The following is a 16,064-nucleotide window of genomic DNA, read 5'->3' as shown; positions in this document are numbered from 1 at the left end:
CAAACTATTGCAGCGTTTTTGTTTTAACTTAAAAAGAGCACGTAATGAAAAAAGCGAAAGACACGCCATCAGAAATTTACGTTTGGGATAGGATTGTTCGCGTGTGTCACTGGGGCATTGTTGCGGCTTTTATTACTAATTACTTTATTGTAGAGCCAGGCCGGCTTTATCATGAAATAGCCGGTTACATTGCACTAGCACTCATATTCACGCGCGTTGTTTGGGGCTTCTATTCAAACAAAGAGAACACGCACCAAAGCAACTCGTCAAACGCGAGCTTTTCCAACATTTCGCTGAACAAGCAATCCTTTAGTGAACATATCCAGCACTTAAAACAAAAGCAAATACCAACCCACCATGGTCACAACCCCTTTGGCTGGCTTATGGTGATTGCCGTTATTGCTCTTATGCTGGGATTAGGTATTTCCGGTTTTATGATGGAAGAAATAGATGCGATGTTTGGCAATAGCACGTTGGAATGGATACACGGCATGATGGCCGATGTGCTGTACGCCTGCGTTTTAGTGCATATTGGCGCAGTGTTTGTCGTGCAATACGTGGGCAATATTCAACTTGTACGCCCCATGCTCAGCGGCTGGCGAAAGCGTTAGGTTATCGGCGTGACCGATTTCTGTTGTCAGTTGATTTCCTTCCCTCAATAGGATGAATAGCACGGAGCGGTAAAAGAAAGGCTCACTGTTTAAACCACTGGAATTGTTTAGCTGTCCATGGGACGCTTGGCCTCGCGCACTGCTTTTGGATGCATTAACTTTTCCAAACGCGCGAGATAAGACGCTATTTGCTGATGCTGCTTTTTATCATTGGTTATTGAGTTATACAGCCAATGATAGGCATCTTGGTAGTCATAAGGGCTGCCGTAGCCCTCTAAAAATAATTCAACCAACCTGATTTGTGCTTTCAAGTTTTTAAGCGCCGCAGCTTCTCGCAAGTACACAACGGCACGAGACTTATCCTGCTGCACAAGCGTGCCCTTAGCATAATAACGCCCAAGTTGCTCAAGCGCTGCTGGCAAGCCTTGATTGGCAGCGTCTTCCATGTAGCCAATGCCTCGCGCCGGCGCAGCATCAACACATACGCCCCATGCTAGCATATCGCCCCATAAGAACTGGTAAGCAGGTACTTTGAGGACGTCGGCGCGCGCTTCAATGTCCTGCACAAGCTGGCATCTATCTTCCACTACTTTATCTAAATGCGTATTAGCATTGATCATATCGATTAATGCGTCTTGGCTGTAAAGCTGAACAGCGCGAAGCTCTTCAATTGTTTCACCTTCAAGCGCACACGCGGAAAAGCCTGTCGCTGAAGCGCACATAAATAAAGCGGTAGATAAAAAACGTTTCATAGCAAAAATTTTATGATGAATGCAGTGTCTTAGTTAAGTTATCGACGTAATGTAGATTATCTTAACTAAGACATACCGTTCTTTACAAAATTCCTAGAAAGTAGCTCAGTATTAACTGTTTTCATAGGGCGTAAGGCCTTTCTTGAAGAAGAACCATTTCCCCATTTAAAACACCTAATGGCCGCTTTTTCTCGGGCACAATGCTGACTGGATGTGACGGGCATGATCGGCAAGGTCAATGCCTAAATCAGTGAGATAGCCACCATCGGGCTGAGTCACTAACCCCTTTGAATACAACCGTGATGCTGCGTTGACCATTGCTTGACTCGCGTCGTGATGAATTTTAAGGCCTTGTAGTAAACTGTCTGTAGGGAACTTAAGCAGCAAATTTAATTCGTCTAGCATGTCCTGATCGAATGAGCTCATGTAACCACCTTAGGCAAAAGGTAGGCCTGCTTCTCTTCAGATACACAGTATACAGTGAAGAAAGACACAGCCTGGATTTGTTAAATTTTTTAACGCTTTCTTATATCACACAGAAACAGGGCGTCTGTAAAGGTTAATTTGTCTGTAAAAGGTTTAATCGCAGATTAGCAGTGCTTACTGATCGGACTTTAACGCTAAATAGTATATTCTTGCCATAAATTACATTCGTGGATACACCTGCACTGATGAAATACAAAGATTTACGCGACTTTATTCGCCAATTAGAAGCTAAGGGCGAACTAGTACGCATTAGCCAGCCCATAGACACCGACTTAGAAATGACGGAAATTGCAGATCGCACATTGCGAGCTGGCGGCCCAGCCCTATTATTCGAGAACCCAAAAAACCACACTATGCCCGTACTCGCCAATTTATTTGGAACGCCGGAGCGCGTGGCGATGGGCATGGGTCAGGATTCGGTTGAAGCACTGCGTGAAGTCGGCAAACTGTTGGCGTATTTGAAAGAGCCTGAGCCCCCTAAAGGCTTGAAAGACCTTTGGGAAAAATTGCCAGTGTTTAAGCAAGTACTGAATATGCCTACTAAAGTGCTCAAGAAAGCCCCCTGTCAGGAAGTGGTGCTCACTGGTGACGACGTAGACCTATCGAAAATCCCAGTACAGCGCTGTTGGCCGGGAGATGCTGCGCCGTTGGTGACGTGGGGATTGAGCGTAACGAAAGGACCGCATAAAAAGCGTCAGAATTTAGGTATCTATCGTCAGCAGGTTATTGGTAAAAACAAACTCATAATGCGCTGGTTGTCACACCGTGGTGGCGCCCTTGATTTTCGTGAGTGGTGTCAAACTCACCCGGGTGAACCCTACCCGGTATCAGTGGCCCTTGGCGCTGATCCAGCTACAATATTGGGTGCGGTTACGCCTGTCCCCGACACCTTGTCTGAATACGCTTTTGCAGGCTTATTGCGCGGTGATAAAACCGAAGTGGTTAAGTCTATCAGCAACGACTTGCAAGTTCCTGCCAGCGCAGAGATTGTGCTTGAAGGTTATATTGCCCAAGATGAAACCGCACCTGAAGGCCCTTATGGCGATCACACGGGGTATTACAACGAAGTTGACGATTTCCCTGTGTTTACCGTAACGCATATTACGCACCGTAAAGACCCTATCTATCATTCAACCTACACAGGCCGCCCGCCTGATGAGCCGGCTATTTTAGGTGTTGCGCTTAACGAAGTGTTTGTCCCTATTTTGCAAAAGCAATTTCCTGAGATCGTCGATTTCTACCTCCCCCCCGAGGGCTGCTCTTATCGCATGGCTGTGGTAACCATGAAGAAACAATATCCAGGGCACGCGAAACGGGTCATGATGGGTGTGTGGTCGTTCTTGCGTCAGTTCATGTACACGAAATTTGTGATAGTGTGCGATGATGACGTCAACGCGCGCGACTGGAATGATGTAATTTGGGCTATCACCACACGTATGGACCCTGCCCGCGATACGGTAATGATAGAAAACACCCCTATCGACTATTTAGATTTTGCGTCACCGGTGTCAGGCCTTGGCTCAAAAATGGGGATGGACGCTACCAATAAGATGCCCGGCGAGACCGACCGCGAGTGGGGCGTACCTATTGTGATGGACGAAGACGTCAAGAAACACGTTGATGATATTTGGGACAGTCTTGGTATTATGTAGAACCCAATATCAGCGCTATTTTATTTTGCATTGATGCGTGCGCTTTTTAAGAGCGCATGTAAAGGCGACACGCTAAGCAAGAAGGTTAAAAGAGAATACATGTCAGAAATTAAGTGTAAGGTTGCAAGCATCACGCCTTTAACCGAAGTGGTACAAAAAGTTGAATTAACACCAGAAAGCCCGGTTGAATTTAAAGCGGGTCAGTACGCCATGGTTGTTATGGGCGAAAAGGATATGCGTCCATTCTCTATTGCCAATGCTGCGTATGATAACCGCCGCATTGAACTTCATATTGGCGCAGAGCCTGGCAACAGCTATGCAGGTGAAGTGCTTGCGCGTATGCGCACAGATGGCGAAATCACGGTCAATGTGGGTAATGGCAATGCCTTTTTGCAAAGCAACGGCCTGCCCATGGTACTGATTGCGGGGGGAACGGGCTTCTCGTATACCTACTCAATTCTGCAAGAGCATCTTAACAGCGGTGACAAAACGCCACTGACTCTGTATTGGGGTGGAAAGCACGCATCTGATTTGTATTTAGCCGACAAACTCACTGCACTCGCTGAAGCAAACGACCACTTCACTTTTGTGCCGGTTGTTGAATTTGCTTGTGATGAATGGAAAGGCAGAACAGGTTGGGTTCATCATGCAGTCATGGCAGATCACGCCGATTTTTCCAATATCCAGGTATACGTTGCAGGTCGTTTTGAGATGGCGAAAGTGGTGCGCGATGATTTTACGCAGCGCGGCCTAAAAGTTGAGAACCTATTTGGTGACGCGTTTGCGTTTATTTAAGCGTGAAATATAAATAGAAAACAATGCTCATGTCGTGAGCACTCTATCTACCTCTAGTCCGTCATGTTGACCACACAAAACTACATATGGTCGACATGGCGTTCCGTTTACTCATCCCATCTTCTTACTTAAATTAAGTCAAATAAAAGCCGTCTGTTTTCACTTCTAAAAAACTGCTAACATCAAAATTCATCCAACAGATCAAATACAAAAACATAGGGAATTGGAAGTATTGGTAGGGTAACCAGTTTGATTTTAGCAGTCCGCGCTGCTTAGACATGTGTCCAGCCTACTACTACGCCTTTCAGCAAAATATATGAAGTACAACAAACAACTGATAATAACAGGCCTAGCGGCTGCTATTGCCGGATGTGGCGGTGGTAGCTCATCACAACCTCCTACTAACAACAACGGAAGCACTCCGCCTACGTCAAACTTCGAGCATGTGGTTAGTGCAAATTACTTTAATTCATGCGGCGAGTTAACGCCACAAACCGACGCGATGGTTATTCGCCATGACGACAGCGGTGCAGTAGCTGCTGTCTATGAAGCTGACGATGACGGAAATATCGCTATCGATTATGCCGGTGTGGCAACGTATACAATGTTAAGTGCTGGCTATTGGGGTGAAACTGCCTATCCTCGCGTACATACCTACGTAGACATCACCGCAGATAAAATAAAAAATACGCGTATTATCGCCGCAGATTTTGGCAACGGTGACGCGTGCGAATGCAATAATGTGACGTTCGATATTAGTAGCGTTCCCGTTGCCTCGCCCATGGCCAGTGTCGTCGTTTCTACCACGACATCGGCTTCCGCTTTCGATATTAATGACACAGACGGCTTGGCTCAAGCTAACGTCTGTCGACCTGCTGGCGGCGAGTGGCCAGACATTGCCCTTACGCTAACTAGCGTACAAGAAGAACCGGCTGAAACTTATTACACTGCTGTCCTTAGTGACTACAGTTTTGATGAAACATTTGTAGTCAATAACGCCGAGCTTGTTAGAAAAGTACCTTTTTCGGTGCTCAATAATAACGTGAACAGTAACTCAAGTCTGCGCGTTGTGCTGCGCGGGCGAAAAGATGGCTGGCTGCATTATGCTGATAATATGCAAGTTTGGGATGTAGCGGAACTTTCACCTTCAGTTCCTATCTTTGACACGCCTGAAACGTATATCGATGCTTACAATTTCGAGTTCGACAGCTTTAGCAGTGAAGGCACAGATGTTCAAGTATCCATCTATACGGGGGGACAGGTAACAGTACCTTCAACCCACACTGAGTCATTAGACTTATCAATGATGTCTTATGATTTATTTTCCGAACAAGTTTTAACATTCTTTAATGATGAAAGTTATGACTTGTCGGCGTTAGGGGCAGATTCAGTAACCATTACCATGTCTGGAAATGATTCTTTTGGTAATCTGCTTTACTATTTCCAGTTAACCACCCCCAATAAGGGTTCTCTTGCAATTTTAGAGAACTTAGACATTGAGGGCGTCGACTTTCCCCTATCCTCGAACTTCGATTTCGATGAAGAGCCTGCGTCGGGTTACATATCACTGGAAGCTTATGATGTGCAAAGCACGACTAATTATCTTGAGTCACTTAAAAATGATGATGTTACCGCTTACGGTATTGTTTACTTCGATTTTTAAACAAGCTTAAGTCTTGTAAACTATAAATATATCGGCACGGAGTGTTTCGTGCCGATATATTGTATTCCTCTTAAATAAAGTTAATTACATCGATATTCATTGTCCATTTTCGACGCATTCAGTATGGTCTGTGCAGAAAATGGAGAAAACAATGAATAAATCACAGCCCTTTTATCTTACAAACCTTATGCTACGAAAAATTGCTCCCGCAATTGCGCTAACATTATCTACTGCAGCTTTCGCCCAAACCGAACAGCAACAGGCACTTTACGATATTGCTAAAAATGTTTCCGCCGAAAACATTGAAAAAGACATCACAACGCTGGTGAACTTTGGTACTCGCCATACCCTATCGGACACCAAATCTGATACCCGTGGTATTGGCGCAGCGCGACGTTGGATAAAGTCTGAGTTTGATAAAATTTCACAAGAATGTGGTGGCTGCTTAGAAGTGTACTACCAGTCGGAAGTCATCAGCGGTGAGAAGCGTATTCCCGACCCAGTAGAAGTCGTGAGTGTTATCGCCATTCAGCGCGGCACCACAGACCCGGGTCGCTACGTGATCATGTCTGGCGACATCGATTCACGGGTGTCTGATGTGATGGATTTCACGTCTGATTCACCCGGTGCAAACGACAACGCCTCAGGTGTTGCCGGTACCCTTGAAGCCGCACGAGTTCTATCCAAATACAAATTTAACGGCAGTATTGTGTATGCCGCCCTTTCAGGCGAAGAACAAGGCCTTTTCGGCGGCCGTATAATGGCGAATAAAGCCAAAGAAGACGGCTGGCGAATTAAAGCGGTACTCAACAACGATATGATTGGCAATATTGAAGGGGTTAACGGTGTAATTAATAACACTACCGCTCGTTTGTTTGCTGAAGGAACGCGGGTGACGGAAACCGAAAAAGAGGCGCGCATGCGCCGTTTCACCGGTGGTGAAGTCGACTCGCCAAGCCGCAACCTTGCCCGCTATATCGATAACATTGCCGATAAGTACATTGAGAATTTGGACACCATGGTGATCTATCGTTTAGACCGATTTGGTCGTGGTGGCCACCATCGCCCGTTTAATGACTTAGGCTACCCGGGCATCCGCATCATGGAAACCAACGAAAACTACACGCGTCAGCACCAAGACCTGCGCGTTGAAAACGGTATTGAATACGGCGATACATTGGACGGTGTAGACTTTGATTACGCCGCTAAACTAACCGGACTAAACGCCGTTTCCCTTGCTGCTATGGCGTGGGCACCAAACCCACCGGCAAATGTAGAAATCGCTGGCGCTGTTCAGCCTTCAACGACCCTAAAGTGGGATGCGTTAGATGCCAAGCAAAATCCACAGCTTAAGGGCTATAAAGTGTACTGGCGTCATACAGACGCGCCACAGTGGGAATACAGTAAATATGTAGGTAACGTCACAGAAGCAGTGCTTGAAAACGTGGTTATCGACAATTACTTTTTTGGCGTTGCCAGCGTTAACAACGAGGGTGTTGAGAGCGTCGTGGTGTATCCAGGTCCCGCAGGAAGTTTCGGTGAATAGATTGTGTAACGTTAGCCCATGCTGGTGTGGCATGTGGCCGTGCGGCTTTTAGTACATCCATCATCGCCCTCATTCACTTGCCATGTAAGCGACACAATATGCAAAATATTGATGTCGCTTACATTTTGTTAATTTAGCCAAGGGCGAGTTTATTGGAATTAAACGGCTAACTGCATTAGAGTGTAGTTAATGCACGGTTGCAGTACGGAGTTCAATTTTGGCAAGATGTAACGCTTTCCCGCTTTCCTTTTCAACTCGTCGCTTCCTGTTTTTGGGCGTAGGCCTAGCGCTTTATTGTTGCATGGTTGTTGCTCTTCATGCAGCGCCTACAACCCTTGGCGCGTCCTCATTTGAAACCTATATCAGCGACGACGGTGAACCCGCTCGCATCAATAGGCTATTGGAAAGCGTGTTTGAAAAAGCAGGGTTGGACATAGAGCTTCGCGTCATGCGCGATGCGTTCTTGGGCAGCTCAGTGCTTACCGGTAAGCTAGATGGTGAATTCGCTTACATTAATTTAGGCGAAGACAATGGTCATCTGATCCTGTCAGACGTTTATCTGCCTATATACTTATACGCAGTCAGCAAAAATCCAGATGTAGAAAGCGTAAAGCTGTTTCCCCACCTGAAAGATAATCGTGTTGCCATTGAAAACCGCTTTGCAAACACACCCACGTTCAGAACGCTTAAAGAGATAAAATGGTCGCGCAATCCAAGTACTTTTGACGCTTTCCGTCAACTTGCCGATGACCGTGCTCCCTTTTTATTAACCACTGAACTCCTTGCTCGCGAACTCAATATTTTATTGGCAAACGACAACGAGGAAACCCTGCATTTTTCTGCCAAACCGCTCGCAAAAACGGGCTTTCAGCTTGCTGTCAGAAAAGACCTTGCCAACGGGGAAACCTTGGTTGAACAGTTTAATCAAACAGTATCGCTAATGCAGAAAAATGGAGAATTTAACGGCCCGCTCTCGCTGCCATGGTTAACAAAAGATGTGGACGGTGACGGTACTGCAGACTTTATTGGACACAGCGATATCACGCGCCCCTCTGACAGCCTAGCTACTGCTTATTCTCTCGACGGAAAGTCAACATCACCTGACAGTAGATTTTATATAGATGGTAAAGGTTACGATTCGCTAGACGATGCACGGGGCTACCTCACCCTTAACGATGCATCCTCGCCTAGGTCCTCTTTGCTAGATAAAACCACATATCAACGCCTGCTGCGTCGCTGGTAGAGGGCTAATAGACTAATTAACAATGTAAATAAAACGCCTTTGGTAACTCGTTGCTACCAAAGGCGCACATATGAACGTTGTCAGGCTCGTGTTGATAACAGCTTACGTTTTAATGAGCCGTTTCGGGTAGGTACATTTCCAAAATAGTCAGCAGCTCTTCGCCGTCTACGGGTTTAGAAACATAGTTGTTAAAGCCTGCTTTGAGCGCTTTTACCCTGTCTGACGTGTATGCATACGCCGTTAACGCTACCGCGTTCAGCTTGGCTATTTCCGGAACCTCACTTGCGCGAATTTTAGTGACAAGCCCCAACCCGTCCAATTCAGGCATGCCAATATCAGACAGTAAAAGGTCAAACGCTTCTGGCATATCGTTGAGCTCTTTCCACGCCAACAAACCGTTTTTCGCCACGTTAACGCGGGCACCGTTTGACTCCAAAAACAACTTAATGAAATCTCTGGCATCTTGCTCGTCTTCCGCCACTAAAATGCGCAAGCCACTAAGACGCAAAGACTCGGTCAAGTCGCTAATTTCCGTATTTTTCGTTTCAATTATGTCATCGTGCAAGCTCAGTGGGGCTATGGGCAACGACACAAAAAAGGTGGTTCCTGAATTGAGCCCATCACTTTCTGCGTAAATTTCGCCGCCATGCATTTCTACTAAGCTTTTCACAATGGATAGCCCCAACCCAAGGCCGTACTTATTATGCTCATTTTTACCTTGGTAAAAACGTTCAAATACTCGGGCTATTTGGTCTTGGGTCATTCCCTTGCCATTGTCTTTAACACGAAACAGGTAGTTAGAGTGCTCTCGCTTTCCGCGCACATGTACTGTGCCACCTTTAGACGTGAACTTAAGCGCATTGCTTAGCAAGTTGTTGATGACCTGCTTAATACGCAAATTATCACCTAAAATTTGGGTGTGCTCGTCTTCGCAGTTTATAGAGAGCTTAATATTCTTGCTAACGAACCCTGCCTCGAAGGACTTTGCCACTTCTGAAATTGACGATGCGATATTCAAAGAATGGATACTGAGTTTCATTGTGCCTGAAATAATGCGAGAGAGGTCTAAAATGTCGTTTATTAACGCTGCCTGAGTAGACGCTGCACGTTTTATCACCCCTAATGCGTCAGTCATCCTATCAACATTTTTTACATCCATTAGCGCCAAATCGGTCCACCCAACGATAGAATTAAGTGGCGAGCGCAGTTCATGAGAAATACTGGCAAGGAATTGATCTTTCGCTTTATCTAACTCTTCTAGCTTACTGATTTGTTTGTCTAAAGACGCTTTCAAACTTAGCGCATAAGGAATAAACAGGTGGTCGAAACCTTCTATGATTAGCTGGTCGTCCTCTGTCCATGCCACTGACTCATCCGCAACGCTCTGCAGGTACAAATCGAAGGAGTTGCGAGGTGTGAGTGATTTACCAATATCTTTTTTTGCGGCGTCTCTCCCGGCCCAGCGTATGGTCCGATCTTTAGGCTCTCTGAACCATACCGTATAATACCCTAGCTTAGCCGACACACATGATATATACATTCCCCGAATACCGTTAAGGTCACAGTCATCGGTGACTTCATTAGCTAACTTATTGATCGCGATTGATTCTTCCGAATTGGCAATGACCAGTTTATCAAGTAGCTTCGTTAATGTTTTTTCAGACGGTGTTCTGCCCACTAAGTATTTATCAAACGGCGTTATAACCGCCATGCCAGATGCGTTGGCCACATCCAATAGCCCGGCTTCTTTTTGAGTAATCGCTTCTAGCGGGTTTTGATAGCTTGTTAGCTGATGAATAATGATATTTAGCTTACGCTGTCGAATTTGAAACTGCTCTTTCTTTTCATGTAGCGCTTTTGTATGCAATTGCCACGCGTAAAGATGACCAAGCGATTCACATACTAATCGTTTCTTCTGGTCTATGTACTTAGGCTCGTTATTGTGACAGGCCAATAAGCCCCATAACTTTCCTTCAAATACAAGGGAAACAGAAAACGAAGAGCGAATGCCCATGTTTTTCAAATACGTAATATGAACCGGGGAAACAGAGCGTACCATCGACATTGATAAATCAATAGCCGGACGGCCTGACTCTTTAATACAAGGATTTAAGCCAATTGGCGTCTCTTCAACATCAAAAACACAGCGCACCCTATTTTTCAGATACAACTCACGCGCTTGACTGGGAATATCAGAGGCGGGAAACTTTAGGCCTTTAAAAGAGCGTGAAGAACCGACTTTGGCTTCGCCAATGACTTCTCCGCAATAATCGTTGTCAAACTGATAAACCATCACAGAATCAAAGCCGATATATTGCTTAAATACCTTTGCGATAGCGTCTGCTACATCATTGATTGAATCACAATCATCTACATCGGGTAACAGCGTACGTATATCAACATCCATCGGCACCCACCGCTGGGCGGCTTCATAACTAAGCTGTGGGGTTGGCTCTAATTCAATGACGAGCAAACCGTTAGAGTCAAATGCGACCCCACTACCTTCTTTTTCCCAGTTGTCGAGCCAAAGCGCGTTTTGAGTAAACTTCCACTGATATGCACGGCGAATATTTCCACCTTTAACCGTCTCATATATGTTTTGGAAAGTGGGGGCGTCCGGTGAAGGAATATCGATAAGTTCAGTGATGAGCGTTTGATTGGGGATAATATCAACCTTAAATAGGTCTTTGATATTTTCACTGAAAACTTGGATTTTTTTTGATTCAGGATCTATCGCTATAACGTATCCAAAGCTTTGAACACTTTCGATTAAATGAATGGCTTCATCTTCACAGTTCTGAAGCGGCTTTGTATTTGTATCTGTAATGTGTTGCATTGCCTTGGCCGAGAAAATGGGAAAGCGAACTTTCGTAGTGGATAAATAATCAGTGCCACGATAACAAGTTACACAATAAAGATCATGTTTTATCGCTTCGCCCTCCTAATTAATTTTCATTAAATTCCTTATTAAAAATCGCTCATAAACCAAAATTAATCTTGTTTTTTTTGATTTGGCGCAATAAACTTTCAGTAATTTCTGAAACTTCTGGAATATCAAAATGAAAATGACACCGCTAATTACCTCCGCAGTTATGCATTTTGGCGAAATGGGTAGTCGCTGGGGATTCAATAGAACAGTGGGACAAATTCTTGCTCTCATCGTGTTGAATGAAGAACCTATTGCAGCGCAAGAAATTGCGGACGCCCTTAATATTTCCAGAGGCAATACCAGTATGGGGTTAAAAGAGCTCCAGTCTTGGCGCTTGGTTAAACAACAATTAGTGCCTGGCGAAAGAAAAGAGTTCTTCGTGCCTGCGGGCGATATTTGGACGCTTGCCAATCGCGTCTTTGAAGAACGGAGAAAGCGTGAAATAGACCCGACCATGAGCTTGTTGCGCGACCTTTTACTTGATACTCCGGCCAATGAAAAAGAAGCCAATGCTCAACACAAACTGAACGAAATTCACGATTTACTCGAATCAATTACGGCATGGTCGCAAGAACTTCAAAACCTTGGACCTGAAAAACTGAACACGCTGATGAAATTAGGTTCTGGCGTAGGCCGTATGCTCGAGCTTAAGGATAAGCTACTTCCGGGAAAAAACAGCGTTAACTAAGGGGGCCTTCTGTGGATGCATTCTTGCTGTCTCGTTTACAATTTGCGCTAAATATTAGCTTTCATATCTTATTTCCAACCATCACGATGGCCATGGGATGGTTTTTATTTTATTTCAAATTGCGCTCAAACACCTCAGGTCACCCTGTTTGGATGCGCATGTACCGCTTTTGGGTACGTGTTTTTGCACTGAGCTTTGCGCTTGGCGTTGTGAGCGGTGTGACCATGTCTTTTCAATTCGGCACCAATTGGCCGGGATTCATGGAGAAAGTAGGTAATGTTGCTGGCCCGCTGTTAGGTTACGAAGTCCTCACTGCTTTTTTCCTAGAAGCCACGTTTCTGGGCATCATGCTATTTGGTATTCGCCGTGTTCCCAACTGGCTGCATACGGCTTCTACGCTTATCGTTGCCCTGGGCACTACAACCTCTGCTTTCTGGATATTAGCGCTCAACAGCTGGATGCAAACCCCACAGGGTTTTGAAGTCGTTGATGGCGTAGTGTATGCCACCAATTGGAAAGAGATTATTTTTAACCCTTCTTTCCCCTACAGATTTGTGCACATGATGCTTGCATCTGGGCTGACGGCAAGCTTCCTCATCGCAGGTTTATCTGCCTATCGTATGCTTAAAGGCGACGATAAATTAGCACCGAAGCTTGCCCTTAAAACAGCCACTTATACTGCTGCTGTTTTAATACCGCTGCAAATATTTGCAGGCGACATGCACGGTTTAAATACCCTTGAACACCAGCCGCAAAAAGTAGCGGCAATGGAGGGCCTTTGGGAAACCACTGAAGGTGCACCTTTGCTACTTTTCGCAATACCTGATGAGGAAAGTAAAGAAAACCATTTTGAAATTCCTATTCCTTACGGCGCAAGCTTAATACTTACCCATGAGCTAAAAGGTCAAATCAAAGGGCTTAATGAGTTTGAAGGGGAGCACCCTCCTGTCGCGCCTGTGTTTTTTGGCTTCAGGGTGATGGTAGGTATGGGAATGCTGATGCTTGCGGTGTCATGGATAGGCAGTGTGTATCTTATGCGCAAAAAAGACTTTCCTTTATGGCTGAAACGTACTTTCGCCGGCATGGCCTTTAGCGGTTGGATTGCTACCCTTGCTGGCTGGTATGTCACTGAAATAGGCAGGCAGCCATATTTGGTGAGCGGCGTGCTGAGAACCTCTGACGCAGTAACGCAACTTCCCCCTGGGAACATTGCAGTGTCGTTCACACTGTACTTGATCATTTATACGGTGTTGCTCATAGCGTATATGGGAACGTTAATGTTGATGTGCAGAAGAGCCGTTGAAATAGAAGAAATTACAACGGAAGAACGCGAAGTTGCGAAAGCTAAAATGCAGCCTAGCGATCCCGATCCTAGCACCGTTTAAGGAGAGCAAAGATGTTTGAGAATGTATCAGCAGAAATGCTCGGTAATATCTATGTAGGGTTACTTGGATTATCGGTTTTACTGTATGCCATTTTAGATGGCTATGATTTAGGCGTGGGTGTACTGATACCGCCAAGGACTGAAACCTTCCGCGATGACATGATTGCTTCTATTGGGCCCTACTGGGATGCAAACGAAACGTGGCTAGTCCTCGCTATCGGGCTATTACTTATTGCTTTTCCAGAGGCACACAGTGAAGTACTACAAACCCTTTATTTACCCGCTACTTTTATGTTGCTAGGGCTGATACTCCGCGGCGTGGCATTCGATTTTAGGGCCAAAGTCGTGCAAGTAAAAAAGCGAAAATGGGACTTGGTATTTAAGTACGGCTCTTTGCTTACCACATTAGCTCAAGGCTATATGTTGGGGATTTACGTAACGGGACTTCGTACAGATATGTGGGCACAGGGCTTTGCACTACTGGCCGCTTTTGGGGTGACTGCTGCCTACGCCTTTATCGGGTCTTGTTGGCTAATTTTAAAAACCGAAGGAGAACTACAGCAGAAAGCGTATTATTGGGCACGCAGAGGCTTAGGTGTACTCGCGTTAGGTATCATTGCAGTGAGTATTGCGAACTTGACGTTGCACGATTCGGTTCGAGAATTGTGGCTATCTGCCCCCTTAGGCTACGTGCTGTTTGCTATTCCAGTGACGTGTTTTGCACTGTTAGCGCTATGCGGCGTTTTATTAAAGAAGCTGCCAGACGCTGACGGAAAAGGCGAATGGCTGCCGTTTTTTATCGCACTATTGGTTTTTTTACTTTGTTTCAGCGCGTTTGCAATTAGCTACTATCCGTTCATCATACCAGGGCAGATGACGATCTCAGACGCACTGAGCGACGCAAGCTCGTTACGGTTTCTATTAGTCGGTGTAGTCATCGTTGTTCCGATCATTCTCGCCTATACTGCGATGGTGTATAAAATCTTCTCAGGCAAGTCTGAAAAGCTATCTTATTACTAAGGCAATAGTGCTACACCCTAACCTGACAGCAATTATTTTTAGCAATAGCGAACATTTCTAGTATTTAGTGGTGTTCGCTCTCTTTTGGGCGTTATGATAATGCTGAGGGATCATGATCTCGGTATGATCCCCAGCTATCGCGTTTTCTTTTTTCCCTTACTTTGCTGAATGCACGTTTTATCGACAGACCCTAAACTAAAGTCTATAAAAAATGATCCTTTCACCTCGTCAGGCAATAAAAATAAGTAATAGCGTTAGATCAGCGTAGATCCTCACTTGGGAAATGTAAGCAATACGCCATGCAAAAAAACGATCAAAACGTTGTTGACATCAAACTGTAATATTAGTACATTTTATTTGGGGCAATTTTTACTAGAAGGAGCCAATTTATGGAAAATGTATTCCATTCAATCTCAAGGTTCTTCAAGCGCGCACACCCCTATCCGGTAGCCCATTATATCGGCAGAAAGAATGCGCAGCGTATCTTAGGATGTAAAATCAAAAAGAAATCCAAGATATTCGCCGAACAGCACGTTGAAGACCAAAATCATTAATTAATATGGGGCCCGTCAAACCGGCCCTATTTTTTTGCCTGCTCTAATACCAATCCGCATAGATAATTACCCACTCACAAGGTGCTGGCAAGTTTCCTAGTGAAGCGTGGGAATGCAGGAGTGGCTGTTCCCTTTCAAATTCCCAGAATGAAGACACGCAAGGCTTCCCTTTACCCTTCACTTTCGTTGATACCATATCGACTAAAGGTGATTTAATGGCACCGCCGTGGTGTATTTAATTTGTTCCATAGCGAAGCTTGATGTCACGTCCGAAAACTCAATGCCGTTGACAAGCCGTTTATAAAAATGATCAAAGCAGTCCATATCAGTGACTAACACTTTGAGCAAATAATCATATTCTCCCGACATTCGATAGCATTCTACCACTTCATCGAACGAAGCGGCGTGTTTGGCAAACGAAGCAAGCCACTTCCCATCATGTCGACCTGCTTTCACTTGCACAAACACCGTCATAGTGAGACCAAGCTGCCTTGCTTGCAACAGCGCAACGCGTTTTGAAATAAACCCTTTTTCTTCGAGTTTCTGGATACGACGCCAGCACGGCGTGACCGTTAGGCCTATTTGCTCCGCGATTTCTGCAACCGGTGTCTCAGCATTGTTTTGAAGCCACCCCAAAATAGCCTTATCAATAGCATCTATGTTCATGTTTTTATCATTTCGCATAGCGGTAAGCCGATCTTTTCATAAAGATACACTGCACAACGACATTGAATAGTTTGA

14 protein-coding genes are annotated in these 16,064 nt (G+C 45.1%); 10 read left to right on the top strand and 4 right to left on the bottom strand.

Annotated features, from left to right (window positions below; all coding sequences use genetic code 11):
- Positions 1-44 precede the first annotated feature (44 nt).
- Positions 45-611, top strand: coding sequence for a cytochrome b/b6 domain-containing protein (locus GVO63_RS12020; RefSeq protein WP_159580128.1), 567 nt, complete (start codon positions 45-47; stop codon positions 609-611).
- A 107-nt stretch (positions 612-718) separates the two neighbouring features.
- Here the strand turns inward: GVO63_RS12020 and GVO63_RS12015 are convergent, their stop codons facing one another.
- On the bottom strand, positions 719-1,363 hold the full coding sequence (locus GVO63_RS12015; RefSeq protein WP_159580126.1) for a tetratricopeptide repeat protein: 645 nt from the start codon (positions 1,361-1,363) through the stop codon (positions 719-721).
- Positions 1,364-1,537: 174 nt separating this feature from the next.
- The gene (locus tag GVO63_RS12010) at positions 1,538-1,789 is read right to left on the bottom strand and encodes a TIGR02647 family protein (RefSeq protein ID WP_159492947.1); all 252 of its coding nucleotides are present in this window, start codon (positions 1,787-1,789) and stop codon (positions 1,538-1,540) included.
- A gap of 245 nt (positions 1,790-2,034) precedes the next feature.
- On the opposite strand from GVO63_RS12010, the gene ubiD reads away from it, so the two are divergent.
- The 5 genes from ubiD to GVO63_RS11985 all read left to right on the top strand — a co-directional run bounded on the left by ubiD (position 2,035) and on the right by GVO63_RS11985 (position 8,748).
- Positions 2,035-3,501 (top strand): 4-hydroxy-3-polyprenylbenzoate decarboxylase, encoded by a 1,467-nt coding sequence (gene ubiD, locus GVO63_RS12005; RefSeq protein ID WP_159580124.1) that lies wholly within the window; start codon positions 2,035-2,037, stop codon positions 3,499-3,501.
- 99 nt (positions 3,502-3,600) lie between these two features.
- On the top strand, positions 3,601-4,296 hold the full coding sequence (fre, locus tag GVO63_RS12000) for an NAD(P)H-flavin reductase (protein ID WP_159580122.1): 696 nt from the start codon (positions 3,601-3,603) through the stop codon (positions 4,294-4,296).
- Between the two features lie 316 nt (positions 4,297-4,612).
- Positions 4,613-5,959 (top strand): hypothetical protein, encoded by a 1,347-nt coding sequence (locus GVO63_RS11995; protein WP_159580120.1) that lies wholly within the window; start codon positions 4,613-4,615, stop codon positions 5,957-5,959.
- Between the two features lie 151 nt (positions 5,960-6,110).
- Positions 6,111-7,505 carry a M28 family metallopeptidase gene (locus tag GVO63_RS11990; protein ID WP_159492944.1) on the top strand — a complete coding sequence of 465 codons (1,395 nt, stop codon included), beginning with the start codon at positions 6,111-6,113 and terminating at the stop codon, positions 7,503-7,505.
- Positions 7,506-7,722: 217 nt separating this feature from the next.
- Entirely contained in the window at positions 7,723-8,748 is a 1,026-nt protein-coding gene (locus GVO63_RS11985) for an ABC transporter substrate-binding protein (RefSeq protein ID WP_159580118.1), read from the top strand.
- A gap of 109 nt (positions 8,749-8,857) precedes the next feature.
- Here the strand turns inward: GVO63_RS11985 and GVO63_RS11980 are convergent, their stop codons facing one another.
- Positions 8,858-11,584, bottom strand: a complete 2,727-nt coding sequence (locus GVO63_RS11980) for an ATP-binding protein (RefSeq protein ID WP_159580116.1) — start codon at positions 11,582-11,584, stop codon at positions 8,858-8,860.
- Positions 11,585-11,807: 223 nt separating this feature from the next.
- Here GVO63_RS11980 and GVO63_RS11975 point away from each other — a divergent pair, with 223 nt between their 5' ends.
- From GVO63_RS11975 to GVO63_RS19525, 4 genes are all read left to right on the top strand, one after another.
- Positions 11,808-12,365, top strand: a complete 558-nt coding sequence (locus GVO63_RS11975) for a GbsR/MarR family transcriptional regulator (protein ID WP_159492941.1) — start codon at positions 11,808-11,810, stop codon at positions 12,363-12,365.
- Between the two features lie 11 nt (positions 12,366-12,376).
- Positions 12,377-13,750, top strand: a complete 1,374-nt coding sequence (locus GVO63_RS11970) for a cytochrome ubiquinol oxidase subunit I (protein ID WP_159580114.1) — start codon at positions 12,377-12,379, stop codon at positions 13,748-13,750.
- Between the two features lie 11 nt (positions 13,751-13,761).
- Positions 13,762-14,769, top strand: a complete 1,008-nt coding sequence (locus GVO63_RS11965) for a cytochrome d ubiquinol oxidase subunit II (RefSeq protein WP_159580112.1) — start codon at positions 13,762-13,764, stop codon at positions 14,767-14,769.
- 389 nt (positions 14,770-15,158) lie between these two features.
- Positions 15,159-15,323, top strand: a complete 165-nt coding sequence (locus GVO63_RS19525) for a hypothetical protein (protein ID WP_012519908.1) — start codon at positions 15,159-15,161, stop codon at positions 15,321-15,323.
- Between the two features lie 201 nt (positions 15,324-15,524).
- Here GVO63_RS19525 and GVO63_RS11960 read toward each other — a convergent pair whose 3' ends face one another.
- On the bottom strand, positions 15,525-16,007 hold the full coding sequence (locus GVO63_RS11960; RefSeq protein ID WP_159492938.1) for an Lrp/AsnC family transcriptional regulator: 483 nt from the start codon (positions 16,005-16,007) through the stop codon (positions 15,525-15,527).
- Positions 16,008-16,064 lie beyond the last annotated feature (57 nt).

Source organism: Alteromonas sp. KUL106, assembly GCF_009811415.1.
In the GTDB taxonomy this organism is placed as follows: Bacteria; Pseudomonadota; Gammaproteobacteria; order Enterobacterales; family Alteromonadaceae; genus Alteromonas.
This window is presented reverse-complemented; position numbering and strand designations above follow the sequence as displayed.

Bases quoted from the DNA above. Each gene is read 5' to 3' on its own strand.
- GVO63_RS12020 (WP_159580128.1), top strand. From the start codon at position 45: ATGAAAAAAGCGAAAGACACGCCATCAGAAATTTACGTTTGGGATAGG.
- GVO63_RS12015 (WP_159580126.1), bottom strand. From the start codon at position 1,363: ATGAAACGTTTTTTATCTACCGCTTTATTTATGTGCGCTTCAGCGACA.
- GVO63_RS12010 (WP_159492947.1), bottom strand. From the start codon at position 1,789: ATGAGCTCATTCGATCAGGACATGCTAGACGAATTAAATTTGCTGCTT.
- ubiD (WP_159580124.1), top strand. From the start codon at position 2,035: ATGAAATACAAAGATTTACGCGACTTTATTCGCCAATTAGAAGCTAAG.
- fre (WP_159580122.1), top strand. From the start codon at position 3,601: ATGTCAGAAATTAAGTGTAAGGTTGCAAGCATCACGCCTTTAACCGAA.
- GVO63_RS11995 (WP_159580120.1), top strand. From the start codon at position 4,613: ATGAAGTACAACAAACAACTGATAATAACAGGCCTAGCGGCTGCTATT.
- GVO63_RS11990 (WP_159492944.1), top strand. From the start codon at position 6,111: ATGAATAAATCACAGCCCTTTTATCTTACAAACCTTATGCTACGAAAA.
- GVO63_RS11980 (WP_159580116.1), bottom strand. From the start codon at position 11,584: ATGCAACACATTACAGATACAAATACAAAGCCGCTTCAGAACTGTGAA.
- GVO63_RS11975 (WP_159492941.1), top strand. From the start codon at position 11,808: ATGAAAATGACACCGCTAATTACCTCCGCAGTTATGCATTTTGGCGAA.
- GVO63_RS11965 (WP_159580112.1), top strand. From the start codon at position 13,762: ATGTTTGAGAATGTATCAGCAGAAATGCTCGGTAATATCTATGTAGGG.
- GVO63_RS19525 (WP_012519908.1), top strand. From the start codon at position 15,159: ATGGAAAATGTATTCCATTCAATCTCAAGGTTCTTCAAGCGCGCACAC.
- GVO63_RS11960 (WP_159492938.1), bottom strand. From the start codon at position 16,007: ATGCGAAATGATAAAAACATGAACATAGATGCTATTGATAAGGCTATT.